The sequence below is a fragment of the Amycolatopsis pigmentata genome (genome assembly GCF_042684065.1).
Taxonomy (GTDB): domain Bacteria; phylum Actinomycetota; class Actinomycetes; order Mycobacteriales; family Pseudonocardiaceae; genus Amycolatopsis_E; species Amycolatopsis_E pigmentata.
The window spans coordinates 325601-343155 of the sequence record NZ_JBHUKR010000021.1 but is presented as its reverse complement, the minus strand read 5'-3'; the positions used below and the strand labels follow the sequence as shown (position 1 = coordinate 343155).

Annotated in this window: 19 protein-coding genes; 11 read left to right on the top strand and 8 right to left on the bottom strand. The window is 68.8% G+C overall.

Annotated elements, in window-relative coordinates; translation table 11 throughout:
- The first annotated feature begins 90 nt into the window (after positions 1-90).
- From ACFSXZ_RS32865 to ACFSXZ_RS32840, 6 genes are all read left to right on the top strand, one after another.
- Positions 91-921, top strand: a complete 831-nt coding sequence (locus ACFSXZ_RS32865; protein WP_378269550.1) for a PaaX family transcriptional regulator — start codon at positions 91-93, stop codon at positions 919-921.
- A 75-nt stretch (positions 922-996) separates the two neighbouring features.
- On the top strand, positions 997-1431 hold the full coding sequence (locus ACFSXZ_RS32860) for a MarR family winged helix-turn-helix transcriptional regulator (RefSeq protein WP_449224298.1): 435 nt from the start codon (positions 997-999) through the stop codon (positions 1429-1431).
- Entirely contained in the window at positions 1428-2240 is an 813-nt protein-coding gene (locus ACFSXZ_RS32855; protein WP_378269548.1) for an ABC transporter ATP-binding protein, read from the top strand. The genes ACFSXZ_RS32860 and ACFSXZ_RS32855 overlap by 4 nt, the downstream gene beginning before the upstream one ends.
- Positions 2200-2994 carry an ABC transporter permease gene (locus tag ACFSXZ_RS32850; RefSeq protein ID WP_378269546.1) on the top strand — a complete coding sequence of 265 codons (795 nt, stop codon included), beginning with the start codon at positions 2200-2202 and terminating at the stop codon, positions 2992-2994. The genes ACFSXZ_RS32855 and ACFSXZ_RS32850 overlap by 41 nt, the downstream gene beginning before the upstream one ends.
- A gap of 87 nt (positions 2995-3081) precedes the next feature.
- Positions 3082-3684, top strand: a complete 603-nt coding sequence (locus ACFSXZ_RS32845) for a DUF4383 domain-containing protein (protein ID WP_378269544.1) — start codon at positions 3082-3084, stop codon at positions 3682-3684.
- An 82-nt stretch (positions 3685-3766) separates the two neighbouring features.
- Positions 3767-4504, top strand: a complete 738-nt coding sequence (locus tag ACFSXZ_RS32840) for an SDR family NAD(P)-dependent oxidoreductase (protein WP_378269543.1) — start codon at positions 3767-3769, stop codon at positions 4502-4504.
- On the opposite strand, the gene ACFSXZ_RS32835 is transcribed toward ACFSXZ_RS32840, so the two are convergent.
- The 4 genes from ACFSXZ_RS32835 to ACFSXZ_RS32820 form a co-directional block, all read right to left on the bottom strand.
- On the bottom strand, positions 4458-5846 hold the full coding sequence (locus ACFSXZ_RS32835) for an MFS transporter (RefSeq protein ID WP_378269542.1): 1389 nt from the start codon (positions 5844-5846) through the stop codon (positions 4458-4460). The two genes, ACFSXZ_RS32840 and ACFSXZ_RS32835, sit on opposite strands and share 47 nt — an antisense overlap.
- Before the next feature lie 170 nt (positions 5847-6016).
- Positions 6017-7411, bottom strand: a complete 1395-nt coding sequence (locus ACFSXZ_RS32830) for an MFS transporter (protein WP_378269540.1) — start codon at positions 7409-7411, stop codon at positions 6017-6019.
- 536 nt (positions 7412-7947) lie between these two features.
- Positions 7948-9033, bottom strand: a complete 1086-nt coding sequence (locus ACFSXZ_RS32825) for a S1 family peptidase (protein ID WP_378269538.1) — start codon at positions 9031-9033, stop codon at positions 7948-7950.
- Positions 9034-9156: 123 nt separating this feature from the next.
- On the bottom strand, positions 9157-10293 hold the full coding sequence (locus ACFSXZ_RS32820) for a hypothetical protein (RefSeq protein ID WP_378269537.1): 1137 nt from the start codon (positions 10291-10293) through the stop codon (positions 9157-9159).
- Positions 10294-10478: 185 nt separating this feature from the next.
- Here ACFSXZ_RS32820 and ACFSXZ_RS32815 point away from each other — a divergent pair, with 185 nt between their 5' ends.
- The 4 genes from ACFSXZ_RS32815 to ACFSXZ_RS32800 all read left to right on the top strand — a co-directional run bounded on the left by ACFSXZ_RS32815 (position 10479) and on the right by ACFSXZ_RS32800 (position 13435).
- Positions 10479-10661, top strand: a complete 183-nt coding sequence (locus ACFSXZ_RS32815; RefSeq protein ID WP_378269536.1) for a hypothetical protein — start codon at positions 10479-10481, stop codon at positions 10659-10661.
- A gap of 232 nt (positions 10662-10893) precedes the next feature.
- Positions 10894-11421, top strand: a complete 528-nt coding sequence (locus ACFSXZ_RS32810; RefSeq protein WP_378269534.1) for a hypothetical protein — start codon at positions 10894-10896, stop codon at positions 11419-11421.
- Positions 11422-11606: 185 nt separating this feature from the next.
- Complete coding sequence (gene bcp, locus ACFSXZ_RS32805; protein WP_378269532.1) at positions 11607-12077, top strand: thioredoxin-dependent thiol peroxidase; 471 nt, start codon at positions 11607-11609, stop codon at positions 12075-12077.
- Between the two features lie 35 nt (positions 12078-12112).
- Positions 12113-13435 (top strand): MFS transporter, encoded by a 1323-nt coding sequence (locus ACFSXZ_RS32800; RefSeq protein ID WP_378269531.1) that lies wholly within the window; start codon positions 12113-12115, stop codon positions 13433-13435.
- 1 nt (position 13436) lies between these two features.
- Here ACFSXZ_RS32800 and rdgB read toward each other — a convergent pair whose 3' ends face one another.
- Together rdgB and rph are read right to left on the bottom strand one after the other, a co-directional pair.
- Positions 13437-14051 carry an RdgB/HAM1 family non-canonical purine NTP pyrophosphatase gene (rdgB, locus tag ACFSXZ_RS32795; protein ID WP_378269529.1) on the bottom strand — a complete coding sequence of 205 codons (615 nt, stop codon included), beginning with the start codon at positions 14049-14051 and terminating at the stop codon, positions 13437-13439.
- Positions 14048-14827, bottom strand: coding sequence for a ribonuclease PH (gene rph, locus ACFSXZ_RS32790; protein WP_378269528.1), 780 nt, complete (start codon positions 14825-14827; stop codon positions 14048-14050). The genes rdgB and rph overlap by 4 nt, the downstream gene beginning before the upstream one ends.
- A 35-nt stretch (positions 14828-14862) precedes the next feature.
- Here rph and ACFSXZ_RS32785 point away from each other — a divergent pair, with 35 nt between their 5' ends.
- Complete coding sequence (locus tag ACFSXZ_RS32785; RefSeq protein ID WP_378269526.1) at positions 14863-15666, top strand: hypothetical protein; 804 nt, start codon at positions 14863-14865, stop codon at positions 15664-15666.
- 81 nt (positions 15667-15747) lie between these two features.
- Here the strand turns inward: ACFSXZ_RS32785 and ACFSXZ_RS32780 are convergent, their stop codons facing one another.
- Both ACFSXZ_RS32780 and ACFSXZ_RS32775 read right to left on the bottom strand, forming a co-directional pair.
- Complete coding sequence (locus ACFSXZ_RS32780) at positions 15748-16482, bottom strand: SDR family NAD(P)-dependent oxidoreductase (RefSeq protein WP_378269525.1); 735 nt, start codon at positions 16480-16482, stop codon at positions 15748-15750.
- Positions 16483-16776: 294 nt separating this feature from the next.
- Positions 16777-17547, bottom strand: a complete 771-nt coding sequence (locus ACFSXZ_RS32775) for an MBL fold metallo-hydrolase (protein ID WP_378269523.1) — start codon at positions 17545-17547, stop codon at positions 16777-16779.
- Between the last annotated feature and the right edge of the window lie 8 nt (positions 17548-17555).

Sequence of the window (17555 nt, the reverse complement as noted above, 5' to 3'; positions counted from 1 at the left end):
GGACTAACCCTGGACCGATCGGTCGAAAACCTCCAGCCCGCACCTTGGCTGCTATGCGCTACGCTGACGCGCGTCAGAGGGGTGCCAAGAATGGACGGAGTCGAAGAGCCGGCCTGGATCCGGCCACAGGCGTTGATGCTCTCGTTCTGCGGGGGCCAACTGTGGGGCCGCGACGAGATCGTCTTCTCGGGGAGTTTCGTCGACGTGCTCGCCCGCGTGGGCGTCGGGGAGCACGCCGCACGCTCCACCCTTGCCCGGATGACGCGGCGTGGCCTGCTCGCCCGCTACCGCATAGGCAAACGCGTTTTCTTCGGGCTCACCAAGACCGCGGAAGACATCCTCGCCGACGGGGAACGCAAGGCGTGGCGCGAAGGCCCGGTCAACCGCGAATGGCACGGACGCTGGACCCTGCTGGGCTTCTCACTGCCGGAGACCCGCCGCGCCGACCGGCATCTGTTGCGCTCACGGCTGTCGTGGGCGGGTTTCGGCCTGCTGCGGAATGGCCTGTGGGTCTGCCCGGCACCCATCGACGTGACCGAACTGCTCGCCGACCTCGACGTGGTCGGTCACGTGAAGGCGTTCGAGGCGACCACTCTCGCGCCCACCGACGTGGACGAGATGATCGCCGACGCCTGGGATCTCGACGCGATCGCCGCGCGGTATCGCGCCTTCCTCACCCGCTGGGATGTCGAGGACCCGCTCCCCGGCGCGCCCGACGACCTCGCCCGCCACCTGCTGTTGATCACCGAATGGCTGCTGGTGGTCCGGGAAGACCCGCGGCTTCCGGTCGAACACCTGCCCGCCGACTGGCCCGCGGTCCGCGCCGAGCACGTGGTGCTCCGGCTCCGCAAGCGCTTCGAGCCGGAAATGTCCCGAATCGTCGAGAGCATCGTCGAACGCCTGCCCACGCCCGCCGGCTGATCGGTGGGTCCCGCCAAGATGCCCGCCAATAACTATGCATTGCTAATAGCTCTCAATGGGACTTAACTTGGAGGGGTGACCACGACGCTCCTGGCGGAGAACCTGATGACGCGCACAGCGGGGCTACGCCGCGTGATCAGGCGCACCGTGCGGGCGACCGTGGCCGGTGAACCGCTCCGGGGCGCACAGGTCGAGTTGCTGCGGACGGTGGAAATGCGGCCCGGCATCGGTGTCGCCGCCGCCGCGCGTGCCCTGCACATGGCGGGCAATTCGGTGAGCACCCTGGTCAACCAGCTCGTCGACGCGGGATTGCTGGAACGGCGGGTCGATCCGGACGACCGCAGGGCGGCACGGCTGGAGCTGACCGAGACGGCGAAGGCCCGGCTGGCGAACTGGCGCCGGGCCAGGACGGAACTGGTTTCCCGCGCACTGGATCTTTTGTCCGAAGAGGACGTACGGGCGCTCGAAGCGGCGGTCCCGGCGCTCGACCGGCTGTTGGAGGCACTGTGAGTTCCGACGCGACGCCCGCGGTCCGCTGCACCGGAATCCGGCATTCCTTCGGGGAGAAGGTCGCCGTCGACGGGGTGGACCTGGAGATCGCGGCCGGGACGGTGTTCGGTCTCCTCGGCCCCAACGGCGCCGGGAAGACCACGACCATCCGGATGATCACCACCCTGCTCCCGGTCAAAACCGGCACCATCGAGGTGCACGGGCTGGACGTGACGCGGCGCAAGATGGCGGTGCGCAGGCTCATCGGCTATGTGCCACAACAACTTTCCGCCGATTCGGCACTCTCCGGCCGCCAGAACGTCGCCCTCTTCGCCCGGCTCTTCGACGTGCCGCGCAAGGCCCGAGACGAGCAGGTGGACAGCGTGCTCGCGGCGGTCGGGCTGCTCGACGACGCCGGCCGTCCGGCGGGCGAGTACTCCGGTGGCATGATCCGCCGTCTGGAACTCGCCCAGGCTCTGGTGTCCTCGCCTCGGCTGCTGATCCTCGACGAGCCGACGATCGGTCTCGACCCGGTCGCCCGCACCACCGTGTGGGAGCGCATCGAAGGAATCCGCGCCGAGACCGGCATGACGGTGCTCGTCACCACGCACTACATGGACGAGGCCGAGCAGTACTGCGAGCGGGTGGCGCTGATGCACCGCGGACGAATCCGCGCGCAGGGCACGCCCGCCGAGCTCGAAGCCGGACTGGGTCCGGAGTCCACTTTGGACGATGTGTTCCGCGCGGTCACCGGTGATCAGCTCGAAGAAACGTCAGGAGGAATGCGCGGTGTCCGTGCCACTCGCCGTACAGCCCGGCGCCTGGGCTAGGTTCCCCGCCCGTGTCGGCGCGATGTGCCTGGTGGAGCTGCAAAAGCTCAGCCGGGACCGCACCGAGTTGTTCACGCGCGCGATCCAGCCCGCGCTGTGGTTGCTGATCTTCGGGGAGACCTTCACCCGGCTTCGCACCATTCCCACCGGGTCGACGCCCTACCTCGACTTCCTGACGCCGGGCATCCTCGCCCAGTCGGCCCTGTTCATCGCGATCTTCTACGGCATCCTGATCATCTGGGAACGCGACGCCGGGGTGCTGTCGAAGCTGCTCGTCACCCCGACCCCGCGCGCCGCGCTCGTGGCGGCGAAGGCGTTCGCGAGCGGAATCCGCGCGCTGGCACAGGCCCTCATGGTGCTGGTACTCGCCGCGGTGCTCGGGGTGTCGCTGAGCGCCAATCCGCTGAACCTGCTCGGGATGGCCCTCGCGCTGGTCCTCGGTTCGGCCTTCTTCTGCTGCCTGTCCATCGTCATCGCGGGCTTGGTGATGACCCGCGAACGGGTGATGGGCATCGGCCAGGCGATCACGATGCCGCTGTTCTTCGGCTCCAACGCGCTGTATCCGGTGGAACTGATGCCCGGCTGGCTCAAGGCGATCAGCGTCGCCAACCCGCTCAGCTACGAAGTCGACGCCCTGCGCGGCCTGCTGATCGGCGCGCCCGCCCACCTCCTGCTGGACTTCGGCGTGCTGGTCGTGGCCGCGGCGGTCTCCATCGCGGTCGCCTCCGCGCTGCTCGGCCGCCTGGTCCGGTAGAGAGAGGTTTGAACCGGGCGACGAATGGGTATAGACCGGACAGCACTGCGTAAACGCAGTGCCCACTCCGGTAGAGGGAACGAAACGATGACTCGTTCGGAAGATGCGCACATCCGGGTTCATGGGCTGCAGCCGGTGCAGGTTCTGGCCGGGCTGATCGGTCTTGTCTATCTGGTCGCCGGTGCGATCGGATTCTCACGAACAGGCGTCACCGACTTCGCCGGGACCCAGCACGACGTGATGCTGCTCGGTTTCATGGTCAACCCGTTGCACAACCTGGTGCACGTGGTGGTCGGCCTTCTCGGCCTGCTGCTGGCGACCAGTTCCGGCCTGGCACGCACGTACGGCTGGCTCCTGTTCGCCGGTTTCGGGGTGGCGGCCATCTGGGGCCTGATGATCACCGGCGTCATCTCGTCGAACCCGGTGTCGGGCCTGGGCAACCCGCTGCACCTGAACGCGGCGGACAACTGGCTGCACCTCGGAAGCGCGGTACTCGGCCTGATCGTCGCGATCATGCCCGCGCGCAAGGTCGCGCACGTTCCGGTCACCACCGTGCCGGACGACACCGCGACGCAAACCATCATCACCGACAAGGCGGACACCTCGGGAGCCGCCACCGAAACCATCGAGCGCCCCAAGCGGACGACCGGGTGGCACCGGCGGAGCAACAAGACCAAAGCCGCCCACTAAGGCAGCCGTTCGCTGAGACCGGAAGCCGTGGCCACGAGATCGAGTGAGAGCGCCTCGGACGAACACTGGCAGACTGCTCCGCGTGAGCGGAACGGTACTTCTCCTCGGTGGACGCAGTGAGATCGGGCTCGCCGTGGCGAGGCGGCTGGCCGACGGCCGGAAGGTCGTCTTGGCGGCCCGGCGCAAGGCGGACCTCGACGCGTCCGAACGGACCATGCTGGACGCGGGTGCCACCGAGGTGGCCCGGGTCGAGTTCGACGCGGACGACATAACGGGTCACCGGCCCGTGCTGGACGAGATCTTCGACCGGCACGGGCCGGTCGACGTTGTCGTCGTCGCCTTCGGCGTGCTCGGTGATCAGCAGCGGGCGGAGTCCGACACCGCCCACGCACTGTCCATTGTGCACACCGACTACGTCGCGCACGTCAGCGTGCTGACCGAGTCGGCGAATCTTCTGCGGGCACAGGGCCGTGGGCAGCTGGTGGTGTTCTCCTCGTTCGCCGGGGTACGGGTGCGGCGCGCGAACTACGTCTACGGCTCGGCGAAGGCGGGTCTGGACGGCTTCGCCTCCGGCCTCACCGACGCCCTGCACGGCTCCGGCGTGCGGCTGTTGCTGGTGCGTCCGGGGTTCGTCATCGGCCGGATGACCGAAGGCATGAGCCCCGCACCGTTTTCCAGCACTCCGGACCAGGTCGCCGACGCCACGGTCGCCGCGCTGCGCCGTGGCCGAGGCCAGGTGTGGGTGCCCTCGATCCTCGGTCCGGTCTCGGCCGTCATGCGGCTGCTTCCGCGCGCTTTGTGGCGGCGTCTTCCGCGATGACCGAGGCCAGCGCGCCGTCGGCCTCCGGCGGAAGCCGGCGCTGCCTGCGGCCGAGAGCCACCAGCAGCACCGCCATCGCCACCGGGAAGACGGCGAACGCGTAGAAGGTGCCCTGCGGGCCGAAGCCGTTGTCCATGATGGCGCCGGCCAGCAACGGCCCGAACATGGAACCGGTCTTGGCTATCGAGGCGGCCCAGGCGGCACCGTCGGCCCGGATCGCCGGACGGTAGAAGATGCCGGCGATCGAGTGCATGCCGATCTGCCCGCCGGCGACGGAAAAGGTGAGCACGAGCAGGACGATGACATACCCCGGCCTGCCCAGCGGGACGAACCCGATGAACAGCAGGCACGGCACGGCGAGCGCCGGCATGGCCGCGAGCGTGCGCACGCCCCACTTGTCGACGAACCGGCCGACGGGCAGTGGTCCCAAGGCGCCCACCACGCCCGTCACCGCGGCGAGCGTGACGGCGGCGCTGACGCTGAAACCAAGGCGCTCGTTGAGAATCGGCCCCCAGAACGCGAGGTAGAAGGCCACCGCGGACGTGCACGTGTAGGCCGTCCACAGCAGGACGGTCAGTGGCGCGAGTTTGTTCCGGAAGAGTTCCGCCGGGGTGAAGCGCTTCTTGTCCACGACGAACCCGGCGACGAATCTCGTACCCGGCTCGAAGTTCTCGCGCGGCGCGACCCGTTTCATGATGCGCGCGATGCGATCGTGCCGGCGGTCCTTCTGGGCCAGGAACTTCACCGACTCCGGCAGCACGAGGACCACCGGGATCAGGGCCAGCAGCGAGGCGACGCCACCGGCGATGAACACCGACCGCCAGCCGTAGTGCGGGATGAGCAGATTCGACACCGGCCCGCCGCACGCGCTGCCGAGGCCGGCGCCGACCATGGTGATCACCACGGACGTGGACCGGAACCGCGCCGGGGCGAATTCGGTGGCCAGCACCCACACCGGCGGCAACGCGCCGCCGAGGAAGAACCCTGCCAGGAAGCGGAAAACCAGGAGCTGCCCGTAGTTCGTGGCCAAGACGATGCCCAGGGTCAACAGGCCGAACCCGGTCACCGCCACGATGATCGAAGGCCGGCGACCGGCCCGGTCGCCGAGGTAGCCCAGGCACAGTCCGCCGATGAGGGTGCCGAACACCCCGACCGTGCCGAGCGTGCCGAACTGGGTGTCGGTGAGCGTGTAGGCCTTCTGGATGTACCGTCCGGCGAAGGACAGGGTCTGGAAATCGAACCCGTCCAGGAACGTCACCAGCACGCACACCACGAACAGGCCGATCCAGAACCGGCCCACGCGCTGTCGTTCGATCAACGGCTGGACATCGACTGTCGTCACGAAGGACTCCCTCGGCCTCAGCTGTTTCGCCCATGCCAGGGCGGGATCAGCCGCCCCTTGGGTATGGATACGACCCAGCCCTGGTCGAAGCACAGTCAAGTTCCGAAGTGGGACAATACCGCACAGCGCGGTTACCGCGCCGCTCCTCAACCGGACCGGCGCGGTAGCCCTTACGCGGCCGCCCGCGCGTTCTTGGCGGCGATCTCCTTCTCGACCACGGACGCCAGCGCGCCGTCGGCTTCCGGCGGGAGTTTCCGCTGGATCCGGCCGAGGACGAGCAGCAGCGCGGACATCACCACCGGGAAGATGGCGAACACGAAGAAGGTGCCCTTCGCGCCGAGGCCGTTGTCCATGATCATCCCGGCCAGCCAGGGCCCGAGCATCGCACCGAACTTCGCGACCGACGTCGCCCAGGCGGCACCGTTGGCCCGGATCGCGGGCCGGTAGAAGATCCCGGAGACGCTGTGCATGCCGCCGTGGCCACCGATGATGAAGATGTTGGCCAGGATGATCACCGCGATGTAGGCGGGCTTGCCCAGCGAAACCAGTCCGATCAGCAGCAGGCACGGGACCCCGAGCGCGGGCATGATCGCGATCGTGCGCACACCGCGGTTGTCGATGAACCGGCCGATCAGCAACTGGCCCACCGCGCCCGCGACGGCCGTGACGGCGGCGAGCGTCGCCGCGCCGCTGGTACTGAACCCGAGCCGCTCGTTGAGGATCGGGCCCCAGAACGCCAGATAGAACACGACCGCCGAAGAGCACATGTAGGCGATCCACAACACGACGGTGAGCGTGCCGAGGTTGTTCTTGAAGAACTCGGCGGGAGTGAAGCGTTTACGGTCGACGAGTCCGGCGACGAACCTCGTCCCGGGTTCGAAGGTCTCCTCCGGCGTGACCCGCTTCATGATGCGCGCGATGCGGTCGTGCGCGCGGTCCTTCTGGGCCAGGAACTTCACCGACTCCGGCAGCACCAGCACGACCGGGATGACCACCAGCAGCGAGGCGATGCCACCGGCGATGAACACCGACTGCCAGCCGTGGCGCGGGATCAGCAGGTTCGACACCGGACCACCGCAGGCGCTGCCGAGGCTGTACCCGACCATGATGATCACCACCGACGTCGACCTCATCCGGGCCGGGGCGAACTCGGTGGTCAGCGCCCACGCCAGCGGCAGGGTGCCGCCGAGGAAGAAGCCGGCCAGGAACCGCAGCACGATCAGCTGCGTGTAGTCCTTGGAGAAGACGAGCCCGATCATGAAGACGCCGAACCCGGTCACCGCCACGATGATCGAAGGCCGGCGGCCGATCCGGTCGCCGAGGTAGCCCAGGCACAACCCGCCGATGAGCGTGCCGAACAACCCGACCGTGCCGAGCGTGCCGAGCTGGGTGTCGGTCAGGGCGAAGGCCTTCTTGATGTACCGCCCGGCGAAGGACAGGATCTGAAAGTCGAACCCGTCCAAAAAGGTCACGAACCAGGACACCACGAACAGGCTGATCCAGAATCTGCCCGCACGCTGACGCTCTATCAAAGGCTGGACATCGACTGTGGGGGTGGCTGTCACGGCTTCTCCTCCGCGAGTTTGCGCGCCCCCGCGATCGTGTCGACAGGGCGCTCCTTACCTACGGACGTCACGTCAGGTGGATGGGCGCCCCGCCGCCCCGATGAGGGGGTCTGGGGGCTTGCCCCCAGCGGGGGTGTGGGGGCCGTGCCCCCACAAGACGGCGGATAGAAAAGGCGCGCTCTGCGGTCACCTTGACAGCCGCGAGTTGCCTCGAAAGGTGTCACGTCAGGTCTCCTTTGACCTCGACTGCTTCCTCTTCGCCGGCTAAGGCGCGAACCGACTTCTCCTTACGGGATGAGTTCGACCGAGTCCGGGCCGAAGTGTGTCATGCGTCGCAGTGCGGTGAGAACCAGGCGAAGTAGGACCTTTGTCGCCATTTTCGTACGCAAGATGGCCGCCGATCACAGGAAGCCGCGAAAACCGTCAGGACGGTCACAGCCCGTGGCCTGAACGCGAACGGACGCGGTATCGCTTCCCGTTGCGGGGGAAGCGATACCGCGTCCGATGTTCCTAGGGCCGTCGCACGGACGGCGTGGTCATGAGGTGATCAACCTGGCGCCCGTCGCCGACAACGCGGTCTGCACCGGGAAGAAATAGGTGCGCACGCCGTCACCCCCGGAGACCATGCCCTGTGCCTGGTTCCCGGCCAGCAGCGGGCCGCCGGAGTCCCCGGCCGCCGCGTACACGTTGGTCAAGATCGTCCCGTAGACGGTGCCCTCCGGGTAGCGCACGGTCTGGTTCTTGGCGTAGATGAAGCCACAGGTCCAGCCGCTGGTCGAGCCCGCCTTGCACACCACCGCACCCACGGATGCCGCGATCGAGCCCGACACCCGGACGCCGTTGTTGGTCACGCCGCGCGGAGTCCACTGCGAGTTCACCCGCGCCAGCGAGTAATCCGAGCCAGGGAACCGGTAGGTGGAGAAGGACCCCATCGCGACGCGGTTGTAGCCCTGCAGGGAATTCCCGATCGCCGCGCAGTGCCCGGCCGAAAGAAAGCCGCCGACGACGGAGAAGCCGACCGAGCAGCGCGCCCGGTTCGCGATGTAGTACGCGTCACCGCCTCGCACGTCATACAGCGGACGAGGGGTCGAAGCCGTCGCGACCACCGCGGCGTCTCCCACCCCCGAATCGGCGAGAAACCTGGCCGCGTCGGCCTCTCCGCCCGGCCGCACGTCCACCTTCACGCGGTTGCTCCGCGGATCCACGCCCCAGCCCGTGATCGACGCCGGCGCCGAGTCACTACGCGCGTTCAGCCGATCCACAGTGGAGTCCAGTGCGCTCTCGTTGAACCGCACCAGCCTCACCGTCGCCCCCGAGTGCCGTGCCAGGTCCAGCATCGCCGGGTCGGTCACGCCGACCTCCAGCCGTCCACTGACAGGATCGAGATCGGCACCCCCGAAGCCCTTCCCGAGCTCGTCGCTCAGACTTCGTTCCTGGTTGCCCGCTCTGGCGGAGGCGGCGAGCCGGGCGAGCGCCTGCTGATGGCTGAGCCCGAGGTCGCGTTCCATCGCGGGCACCATCTCCGCGTTGAGCGGGACGTACCCGGACGCCGCGACGGCGGACTGCGCCACGAACATCCCGGCGATCGCGAAAGCCGCGACCGCCACCGTGGTGACCCTCATCTTCCCTCCTAAGTCGACCCTGTGACAGTCGACGATTCCTGGCGGGCGTCACACGTGGACCGCCCGAAGGCGCCAGGAAGGAGGAAAATAAACCTGGGTGAACCAAGATCACCCGATAGTGCTTCAGCCGCCGAGCAGACCGTCGAGCGTGCCGCTGATCACGGTGGTCACGCCGCCGAGCACGCCGCCATTCGATCCCGGCTGTCCCGAGTCCCCGGACGACGGCGGCGGCGGGGACTTGTGCTGCGACGGAGGGGTCTGCGTCGTGCTGGCCGACGACGACGGCGAGGAAGTCGTGCTCGACGACGGCGCGATTCCGGCGCTGCCGCTGGAGCTGGAACTGGAGGACGTGGGCGCCGCGGGCCGGTCCGTGGTCGTCGGCACTCCCCCGATCGAACGGGTGCTGGTCTTGCCGCCCGTCAGGCCGGGGACCCCGGGCTGCGCGGCGCCACTCGTGGAGGAGCTGCCCTCGGGCACGCCCGGCACGGCCGCGTTCGGCGAAAGCGGGCCGTTGGGCAGCAGGCCCGGGTCGGTGGAGGAGGTGGGCGGATCGACGGGTCCTCCGCCGAGTCCGCCGGCGAGCGGCGGGATGGAGTCGCCGGAGGAATGACCGCCGGCGCCGAAGGCGGCCACGGCGAGCCCGGCGAGCGCGACGACCCCGGCCGCCACGGCGCCGATCTTGCCGGCCCGGCGGCGGTCCCCCTTGCCCACGCGGGGCAGGAGCTCGGCGACCTCGTCGTCCCGGTCGTCGTCGGCGTAGAGCCGGGTGGACTCCTCGTCCTCTCCCGCGTAGGCGGGGTGCTCAGCGGCGTCCTGTTCGGGATCCGCCTCCTGGCGCCCCTGGAACCAGCTGACGTTGTCGTGCTCGTCCTCGTAGTAGTCGGCGTACTGGGTCGGCTCCTCGCTGCCGAAGACCTGGTCGACCTGTTCGTGGTCGTAGAGGCCCACGACGTTTTCGAGCCCGTCATCACGGCCGTACAGCTCGGTGACCGACTCGCGCTCGTCCTCGCGCGGGTACGGGTCGGCGGCCGGTGGTTCGAAGCCGCCGTTGTGCGGGACGAACTGGGTGGCCTGCCCGTTCACGTTCTCGCGACGAAGGATTTCGGCGACCGGGATCAGGTCGGTCGGCGTCTCGTCGGCGTAGTCGTCGTAGCCGGTCCAGCCGGTTGCGGGCTCGGCGCCCGCAACGGGCAGTTCCTGCGTCATACCTTCACGGCGCAGCAGCTCGGCTACGGTCACCCGCCCGTCGTAGTTGGACACGACTTCACCCCTGTCAGTAATCACCGTCGGCGACATATTTACCGTCGTTATCTGTTCGTGTCATTAAGAGTGACGCAAATCACTCCTCATTTCGACGGTACGTGAGCATCATGTAGCGCTCCGGTCCGACGGCGGCATCGTCCATGTGATCCGGCATACTGTCCTCTCGACGGAGGTGAACCCTGATGCCGGCTCGTAACCCGCTGTGGTGGCTCGTCCGGGTGGCCGACTGGTTCGAACAGCGCGGCGTCTACGTGCCCGGCGAGGACAACCACACGGTCGACCCGTGGCGCGACTTCGGCTGGCTCATCGTGGCCTGGGTGATCGGCATCGCGACCTTCATCTTCTTCTTCGCCGTCGCGGCCTGAAGTGTCACGGATCCGGCAGAACGTGATCGCGCTTTGGGTGCTCCCGGTCACTTTTCGTGGTTTTCCGATCACAGATCGGCCACAGCCGTACACCAGGTATGCCTCAACGTGGCACTTACGCTCGCCCCAGAACGCCCGGACGGCCAGAGTGGAGCGGGCGCCCCGGTCTAAATCACTGCCCCGAACGGACCAGCAAAGGGGCGCGCATGATCAGTAAAGGAAGTGGCCTTTAGTGCGCACCCCGAGCACACTGCTGGCCGCCTTCGTTCTGCTCGTGGTCGCCGGATGCGGCGTCACGGGACAGGCGAGCGGCGGCTCGACGACCGCCGGCGGTCAGCCGTTGGAGCAAGGCGCGGCACCCGCGGCGCAGACCGTGGACTTCGGGGGGCAGTACCGCTTCCACGACGGCGTCACCGTCGTGGTCTCCACACCCAAATCGTTCCGGCCCAGCGGTAGCGCCTACCCGCACAGCGAACGGGCCGTCGCGTTCGAGATCTCCCTTCGCAACGACGGCAGCCAGCCCTACCGGTTGTCCGGGCTGTCGGTGTCCGCCACCGTCGCCGGCACGGCGGCCAAACAGCTGGTCGACTCGACCCTGGGCTACAGCGGCATCGTCGACGCCGACAAGGACGTGCAGCCCGGCCGCGACGCCCAGATCGTGCTGGCCTTCGCCGTGCCCGAGCAGGCCACCCCGCTCCGGCTCAGCGTCCGTCCCGCGAAGGTGAGCCCGGTGTCCGCGATCTACAGCGGCTCCGCTTAACACCGCCTGCGTCAAGGCGCGGCTGCCGAAGTGACCACGGAGCGCGCCCCTTTTTGTCCGCTATCGGGGCGGCAGGGCGCCCATCCTGTGAACGTGACGTGCGCTGAGCAGGAGCGCCCTGTCGACACGATCGCGGGGGCGCGCAGAACGCGGAAGAAACACCGCCTAACACCTAAACTCGGCCCATGAGTGAGCGCCTCTCGACCGGAGATCCGGCCCCCGACTTCACCCTGCCGGACAGCCAGGGCAACCCCGTTTCCCTGTCCGGCTACCGCGGCAAGCATGTGGTCGTCTACTTCTACCCGGCCGCGGGCACCCCCGGCTGCACCAAGCAGGCGTGCGACTTCCGCGACAACCTGGCCGAGCTGAACGGCGCGGGCTATCAGGTGCTCGGTATCTCGCCGGACAAGCCGGAGAAGCTCGCCAAGTTCGTCGAAGCGGAGAAGCTGACCTTCCCCCTGCTGTCCGACCCGGACAAGGCCGTGCTCACCGAATGGGGTGCCTTCGGCGAGAAGAAGAACTACGGCCGGATCGTGCAGGGTGTCATCCGGTCCACCTTCGTCGTCGACCCGGACGGCAGGATCGCCAAGGCCCTGTACAACGTGCGGGCCACCGGCCACGTCGCCAAGCTCCTCAAGGACCTCGCCATCTCCTGACCGGCACTCCTACGGGCGCGGATCGGAGGCGTGCGATGACCCAGTCCCCCGCCGCCCGGCGGTCGCTCCGCCGGGCGTTCGCGGCCAGCCTTTCCGGCACGACGCTGGAGTACTACGACTTCGCGGCCTACTCGGTGGCCTCCGCGACCCTGTTCGGCAGGCTCTTCTTCCCCTCGGGCGACGAACTCGCCGGTACCATGCTGGCCTTTTCGACCTACGCGGTGGGCTACCTTTCCCGGCCGGTCGGCGGGTTCGTGTTCGGCCGCCTCGGGGACGTACTCGGCCGTAAGCGGATTCTGGTCTTCACCCTCCTGCTGACCGGGTTCGCCACCGCGTTGATCGGCGTGTTGCCCACGCACGCGGCCATCGGCGGGTTCGCCGCGGTGCTGCTCGTGCTGCTCCGCTTCGCGCAGGGCGTCGGGGTCGGCGGCGAATGGGGCGGCGCGGTCCTGCTCTCCAGCGAGTTCGGGGACCCGAAACGGCGCGGGTTCTGGGCCTCCGCCGCGCAGATCGGGCCACCCGCGGGCACCCTGCTCGCCAACGCCGTGCTGGCGCTGCTCGCCCTGGTGCTCAGCACCGCCCAGTTCGAGTCCTGGGGCTGGCGGATCGCCTTCCTGCTCTCCGCCGTTCTGGTTCTTTTCGGACTCTGGCTCCGGCTGAAGCTCGAAGAGACGCCGGTGTTCCGGAAGATCGCCGAGAGCGGGCAGCGGCCCAAGGCCCCCGTCACCGAGGTCGTCCGGCGGGAACCGCGGGCGCTGGTCACGGGCATCCTCGTGCGCGTCTGCCCCGACGTGCTCTACTCGCTGTTCACCGTCTTCGTGCTCACCTACATGACCGGCAAACTGCACATGCCCCGCGGTGAAGGGCTGGCCGCGGTGATGATCGGGTCCGCGTGCCAGCTCGTGCTGGTGCCCGCCGCGGGTGCGCTGTCCGATCGCGTCGACCGCCGTGCGCTCTGCGTGGCGGGAACCGTCGCGGCGGCGGTGTGGCCGTTCGTGTTCTTCCCCCTGCTGGGTACGCGCTCGTTCGCCGCCGTCGTCATCGGTGTCGTCGTCGCACTGGCCATCCACGCGCTGCTCTACGGTCCCCAGGCGGCCATGATCACCGAACAGTTCTCGCCGCGCCTGCGCTACACCGGTAGCTCGCTCGCCTACACCCTCGCCGGGATCGCGGGCGGCGCCGTGGCGCCCCTGGTGTTCACCGCGCTGCTGGCCGGTTTCGGGACCTGGGTGGTCATCGCGGCGTATGTCGCCATCACCGCCGTGCTCACCACCTGGGGCGCGCTGCTCGCCCTCTCCCCCGGCGCTGTCGAGCGGCGCGACCGGATCGCGCTCGCGACCGCGGAAGCCGGTTCGTGAGTCAGGAGAGTTCGCGCAGTGCGGGCAGGAGCGCCCGCAAGGCACGGCCGCGGTGTGACAACGCGTCCTTCTCCGCCGGGTCGAGTTCCGCCGACGTGCGCGTCTCGCCCTCCGGCACGAAGATCGGATCGTAGCCGAAACCGTTGGTGCCCCGGGATTTCCGCGCCAGCGTGCCACGCCATTCCCCGCGCACGGTGGTTTCCCTGGGTTCCGTTCCCTCCCCGCCCGGCACGACCAGCGCGGCGGCACAGACGAAAGCGGCTCCCCGGCGCTCGTCGGGGGTGTCCGCCAACTGGGCCAGCACGAGATCGAGATTGGCCTGGTCGTCACCATGGCGCCCGGACCAGCGTGCGGAGAGCACGCCGGGCATCCCGTTCAACGCGTCCGCCGAGAGCCCGGAATCGTCGGCCACCGCGGCGATCCCGGTGGCGGCCACCGCGTCCCTCGCCTTGGCGAGCGCGTTCTCCTCGAAGGTCGCGCCGGTCTCGGGCGCCTCGTCGAACTCGTCGACATCGGCGAGCCCGAGCACCTCGACACCGGAAACCCCTTCGGCGGCCAGGATCCGGCGCAACTCGTCGAGCTTCTTGGCGTTGCGAGTGGCGAGCAGAAGCCTCACTTGGAACCCTTCGACTTCTTGTTCGTCTGCGGCTCCGGCAGCACACCGGGATACGGCTCCGCCAGCGCCTTGGTCTGCTTGCGGGTCAGCTCTTCGCAGCCGGCCTGCGCGAGATCCAGCATCTTGTTCAAAGTGGACCGGGTGAAGGTGGCGCCCTCACCGGTGCCCTGGACCTCGATCAGCGTGCCGGCGTCGGTGGCGACCACGTTCAGATCCACCTCCGCGCGCGAGTCCTCCTCGTAGGGGAGGTCCAGCCGCACCCGGCCATCGACCACCCCGACGCTGATCGCCGACACCATCGCCGAAAGCGGCTGGGGGTCGGCCAGCCTGTTCGCCGCGCCCAGCCAGGTCACGGCGTCGGCGAGCGCCACGTAACCACCGGTGATGGCCGCCGTCCGCGTGCCCCCGTCGGCCTGGATGACGTCACAGTCGAGGTGGATGGTGTTCTCCCCGAGCGCGGAAAGGTCGATGCACGCGCGCAGCGCCCGCCCGATGAGCCTGCTGATCTCGTGCGTCCGTCCGCCGACGCGGCCCTTCACCGCCTCACGGTCACTGCGCTCGTGAGTAGCCGACGGCAGCATGGCGTACTCGGCGGTCACCCAGCCGAGCCCGGAACCGGTTCGCCACCGGGGCACCCCTTCGGTCACGCTGGCCGCGCACAGCACCCTCGTCTTGCCGAACTCGATGAGTACCGACCCCGCCGGCCAGTCCTGGTAGCCCCGCGTGATTTTCACGTCGCGGAGCTGGTCGTCGTTCCTGCCGTCTTTGCGCACCACCTGCCCAGCGTAGAACCCCGCTAAGGTCTGGTGTCATGCGCGCCGCCTTCGCCACGATCCTGGTCACCCTGCTGTGCGTCTCACCGGTCCCGGCCCTCGCGGCAACGCCCACCGCTGGAGCCTGTACGGCCACCTTGACCTGCACCGCCGAAGACATCAACGCGATGTCCATACCTGCGCGGCTGTCCTTCGTCCGGGCGATGTCGGCGGGACCCGCGGCGGAACTGCTGCCCGGCCGTTCCTCGCGCTGGCGCAATATCGAAGGAGTCCTGGAGTTCTTCGGTGACCACGGCCTCGGCGCACCCGGCACCTGGGTGTCCTATGTGGACTCCGGGATCGTGGAAGGCATCGAACGCGGCATCGCGCTGGCCCTCGGCCGCGGCGGAGGAGACTTCGCCAACCCCGGCTCCTCGCTGTGGGCGGACTACGTGACGGGCGTCGCCGACGGGAGGCTCGCCGGGCGCGCCGACCACGACCGCGCGTGGAGCCTGGCCGAGCAAGCCTCCACCGAATACGGTGTGGCGCTCGCCGAGCACGGTCACGGCCTGTCCGCGACCGGCGCGGAGGAACGGTTCTACCAGTTTTCCGATTTCTACCGCTGGACCCTGCGCAACCGGCCCCCGATCCTCGACTTCACCCCGGCGATCGGCCCCAACGCCACCTTCCTCGACTGGTTCACCGACGTCACGAACGATGTGCCGACCCGGCGAGGTTCCGAACTCGCCTACTCCACGGCCGCCTTCGACCTTCCCGCCGGCACGGTGGCGATGCTGGCCCTCTGCCAGGCCTACGCCGTCTCGCTCCTGCCCGATTATCTGGCGTCGGCGGCAGCGGGCTGATCACAGGAGGGAACTGGCCCCCGCGGCCCGTGTGACGGGACCACGGGTCCGGCTGTCCGGTGTGGACGGTGTGGTTCAGACCTAGGCAACCTGAGCGCGGCCGCCGTCGACGATCAACTCGGTGCCGGTGATGTAGCTGCTGTCGTCCGAGGCGAGGAACAGGGTGGCCGCGGCCACCTCCTCGGGTTGTCCGACGCGGCGCAGCGCGGTCTTGGCGGCGCCGGCGGCTTGGAAGGCTTCGGCGTCGGCATCCTCCGGCCTGGTGCGGATGTGGCCGGGGCTGATGGCGTTCACGCGAATCCCGCGGTCCCCCAGTTCGACGGCCAGACCGCGGGCGAAGGACCGAATCGCCGCTTTGGCCCCCGAGTACAGGCTCAGGCCGGGCACGGCGAGGATCCCGCCGAGGGAGGACATCAGGATGACGGAGGCGTGCGGGTTCAGCAGCGGCAGGAGCCGCTGCACGGTGAAGTAGACCCCACGCGCGTTGTCCGTCATGAACGCGTCGAAGGTCTCCGGCGTGGCTTCGCCGAACGGCGCGAAACCGCCGCCGCCCGCGTTGGCGAACAACACGTCCAGGCCCCGGCCGTGCTCCGCGACCGCGGCGTGCAGGCGGTCGAGGTCTTCGGCGCTGGTGACGTCGCCGGGCACGGCGGTGGCGGCGGGGCCGAGGTCGTCGGCCGCGGCGGCGAGCGGCTCGGGACGCCGGCCCGTGAGGAACACCCGCGCGCCCTCGGCGACGAACCGGCGTGCGGTGGCCAGGCCGATCCCCGTCGATCCGCCGGTGATGACGGCTACCTTGCCGGCCAACTGGGCCATGGTTCATGCCTCCGACTCTGCGTGGTTGAAGTGTCCGTGCTCACCCGGTGGGGACCAGGGACCGGAGTTCGTCGAGCATCTCGATCTGTGCGAGCGATACCGAGCGTAGCGTTACTTCAACTATGAAATCAAGCTTGAAGTGTAAGGAGGGCGGTCCACCAGGCCGATGGGGACTCTGAGCTGCAATGTTCCCAATACGGTCACGAACACCACGGAGGTAGGCAGTTCGCCTGCCGCGGAGACGAACTCGATCCACATGCCGGCCAGGCCAAACCGCGTGACCGCGCGGACATCTCACACGATGTAGGTGTCTCCCCGCTCGACGAGGGCGGCTCCGGGAAATTCGGCGCGGGCCTCGGCGAGCACGGCGTCGCGGTCGGTCCACGGCGCGACGTGGGTGAGCAGCAACCTGCCGACGCCCGCTCGCCGGGCCAGCGCGCCCGCCTGCGTGCCGGAAAGGTGCACGCCGTCGGGCCGGCTCGGCGAGTGCGTCCATGTCGCTTCGGAAAGCAGCACGTCGGCACCGGCGGCCAGCTCGTCGAGCGCGTCGCACGGGCCGGTATCGCCGGTGTAGACCAGCGTGCGGCCGCCGTGGCTCACCCTGAGCCCGAACGCCTCGGTCGGATGAACCACCGGCACCGGGCATAGCTCAAACGGTCCTATGTGGACACTGGTGCCGGCGGTCAGCGGCCGGAACGCGAAGACCTCCGACAGATCGGTGTCGGCCAGTTCGGCGTCGTCGGGCGCGTACGCCCTGGCGAACCGCGACGACGCGTTGCCCGGCGCGTGCACCGGAAGGCGGTGCGCGGACATGTCGTAGGGCGGCTTGGGGTGGTAGCGGCGCAGCACGGTCAACGCGCTGAAATCCGCGCAGTGATCGGGGTGCAGGTGCGAGAAGACCAGGGCGCCGAGGTCGAACGGATCGTGCCGCGACTGGAGTTCGGCGAAGGTGCCGTTGCCGAGTTCGAGCCCGAGCAGGAAACCGTCCGCTTCGACCAGGTAGCCGGAAGCGGGTTCGCCGGGGCCCGGGATACTGCCCGAACAGCCCAGAATCGTCAGTCGCACGGCCGCCA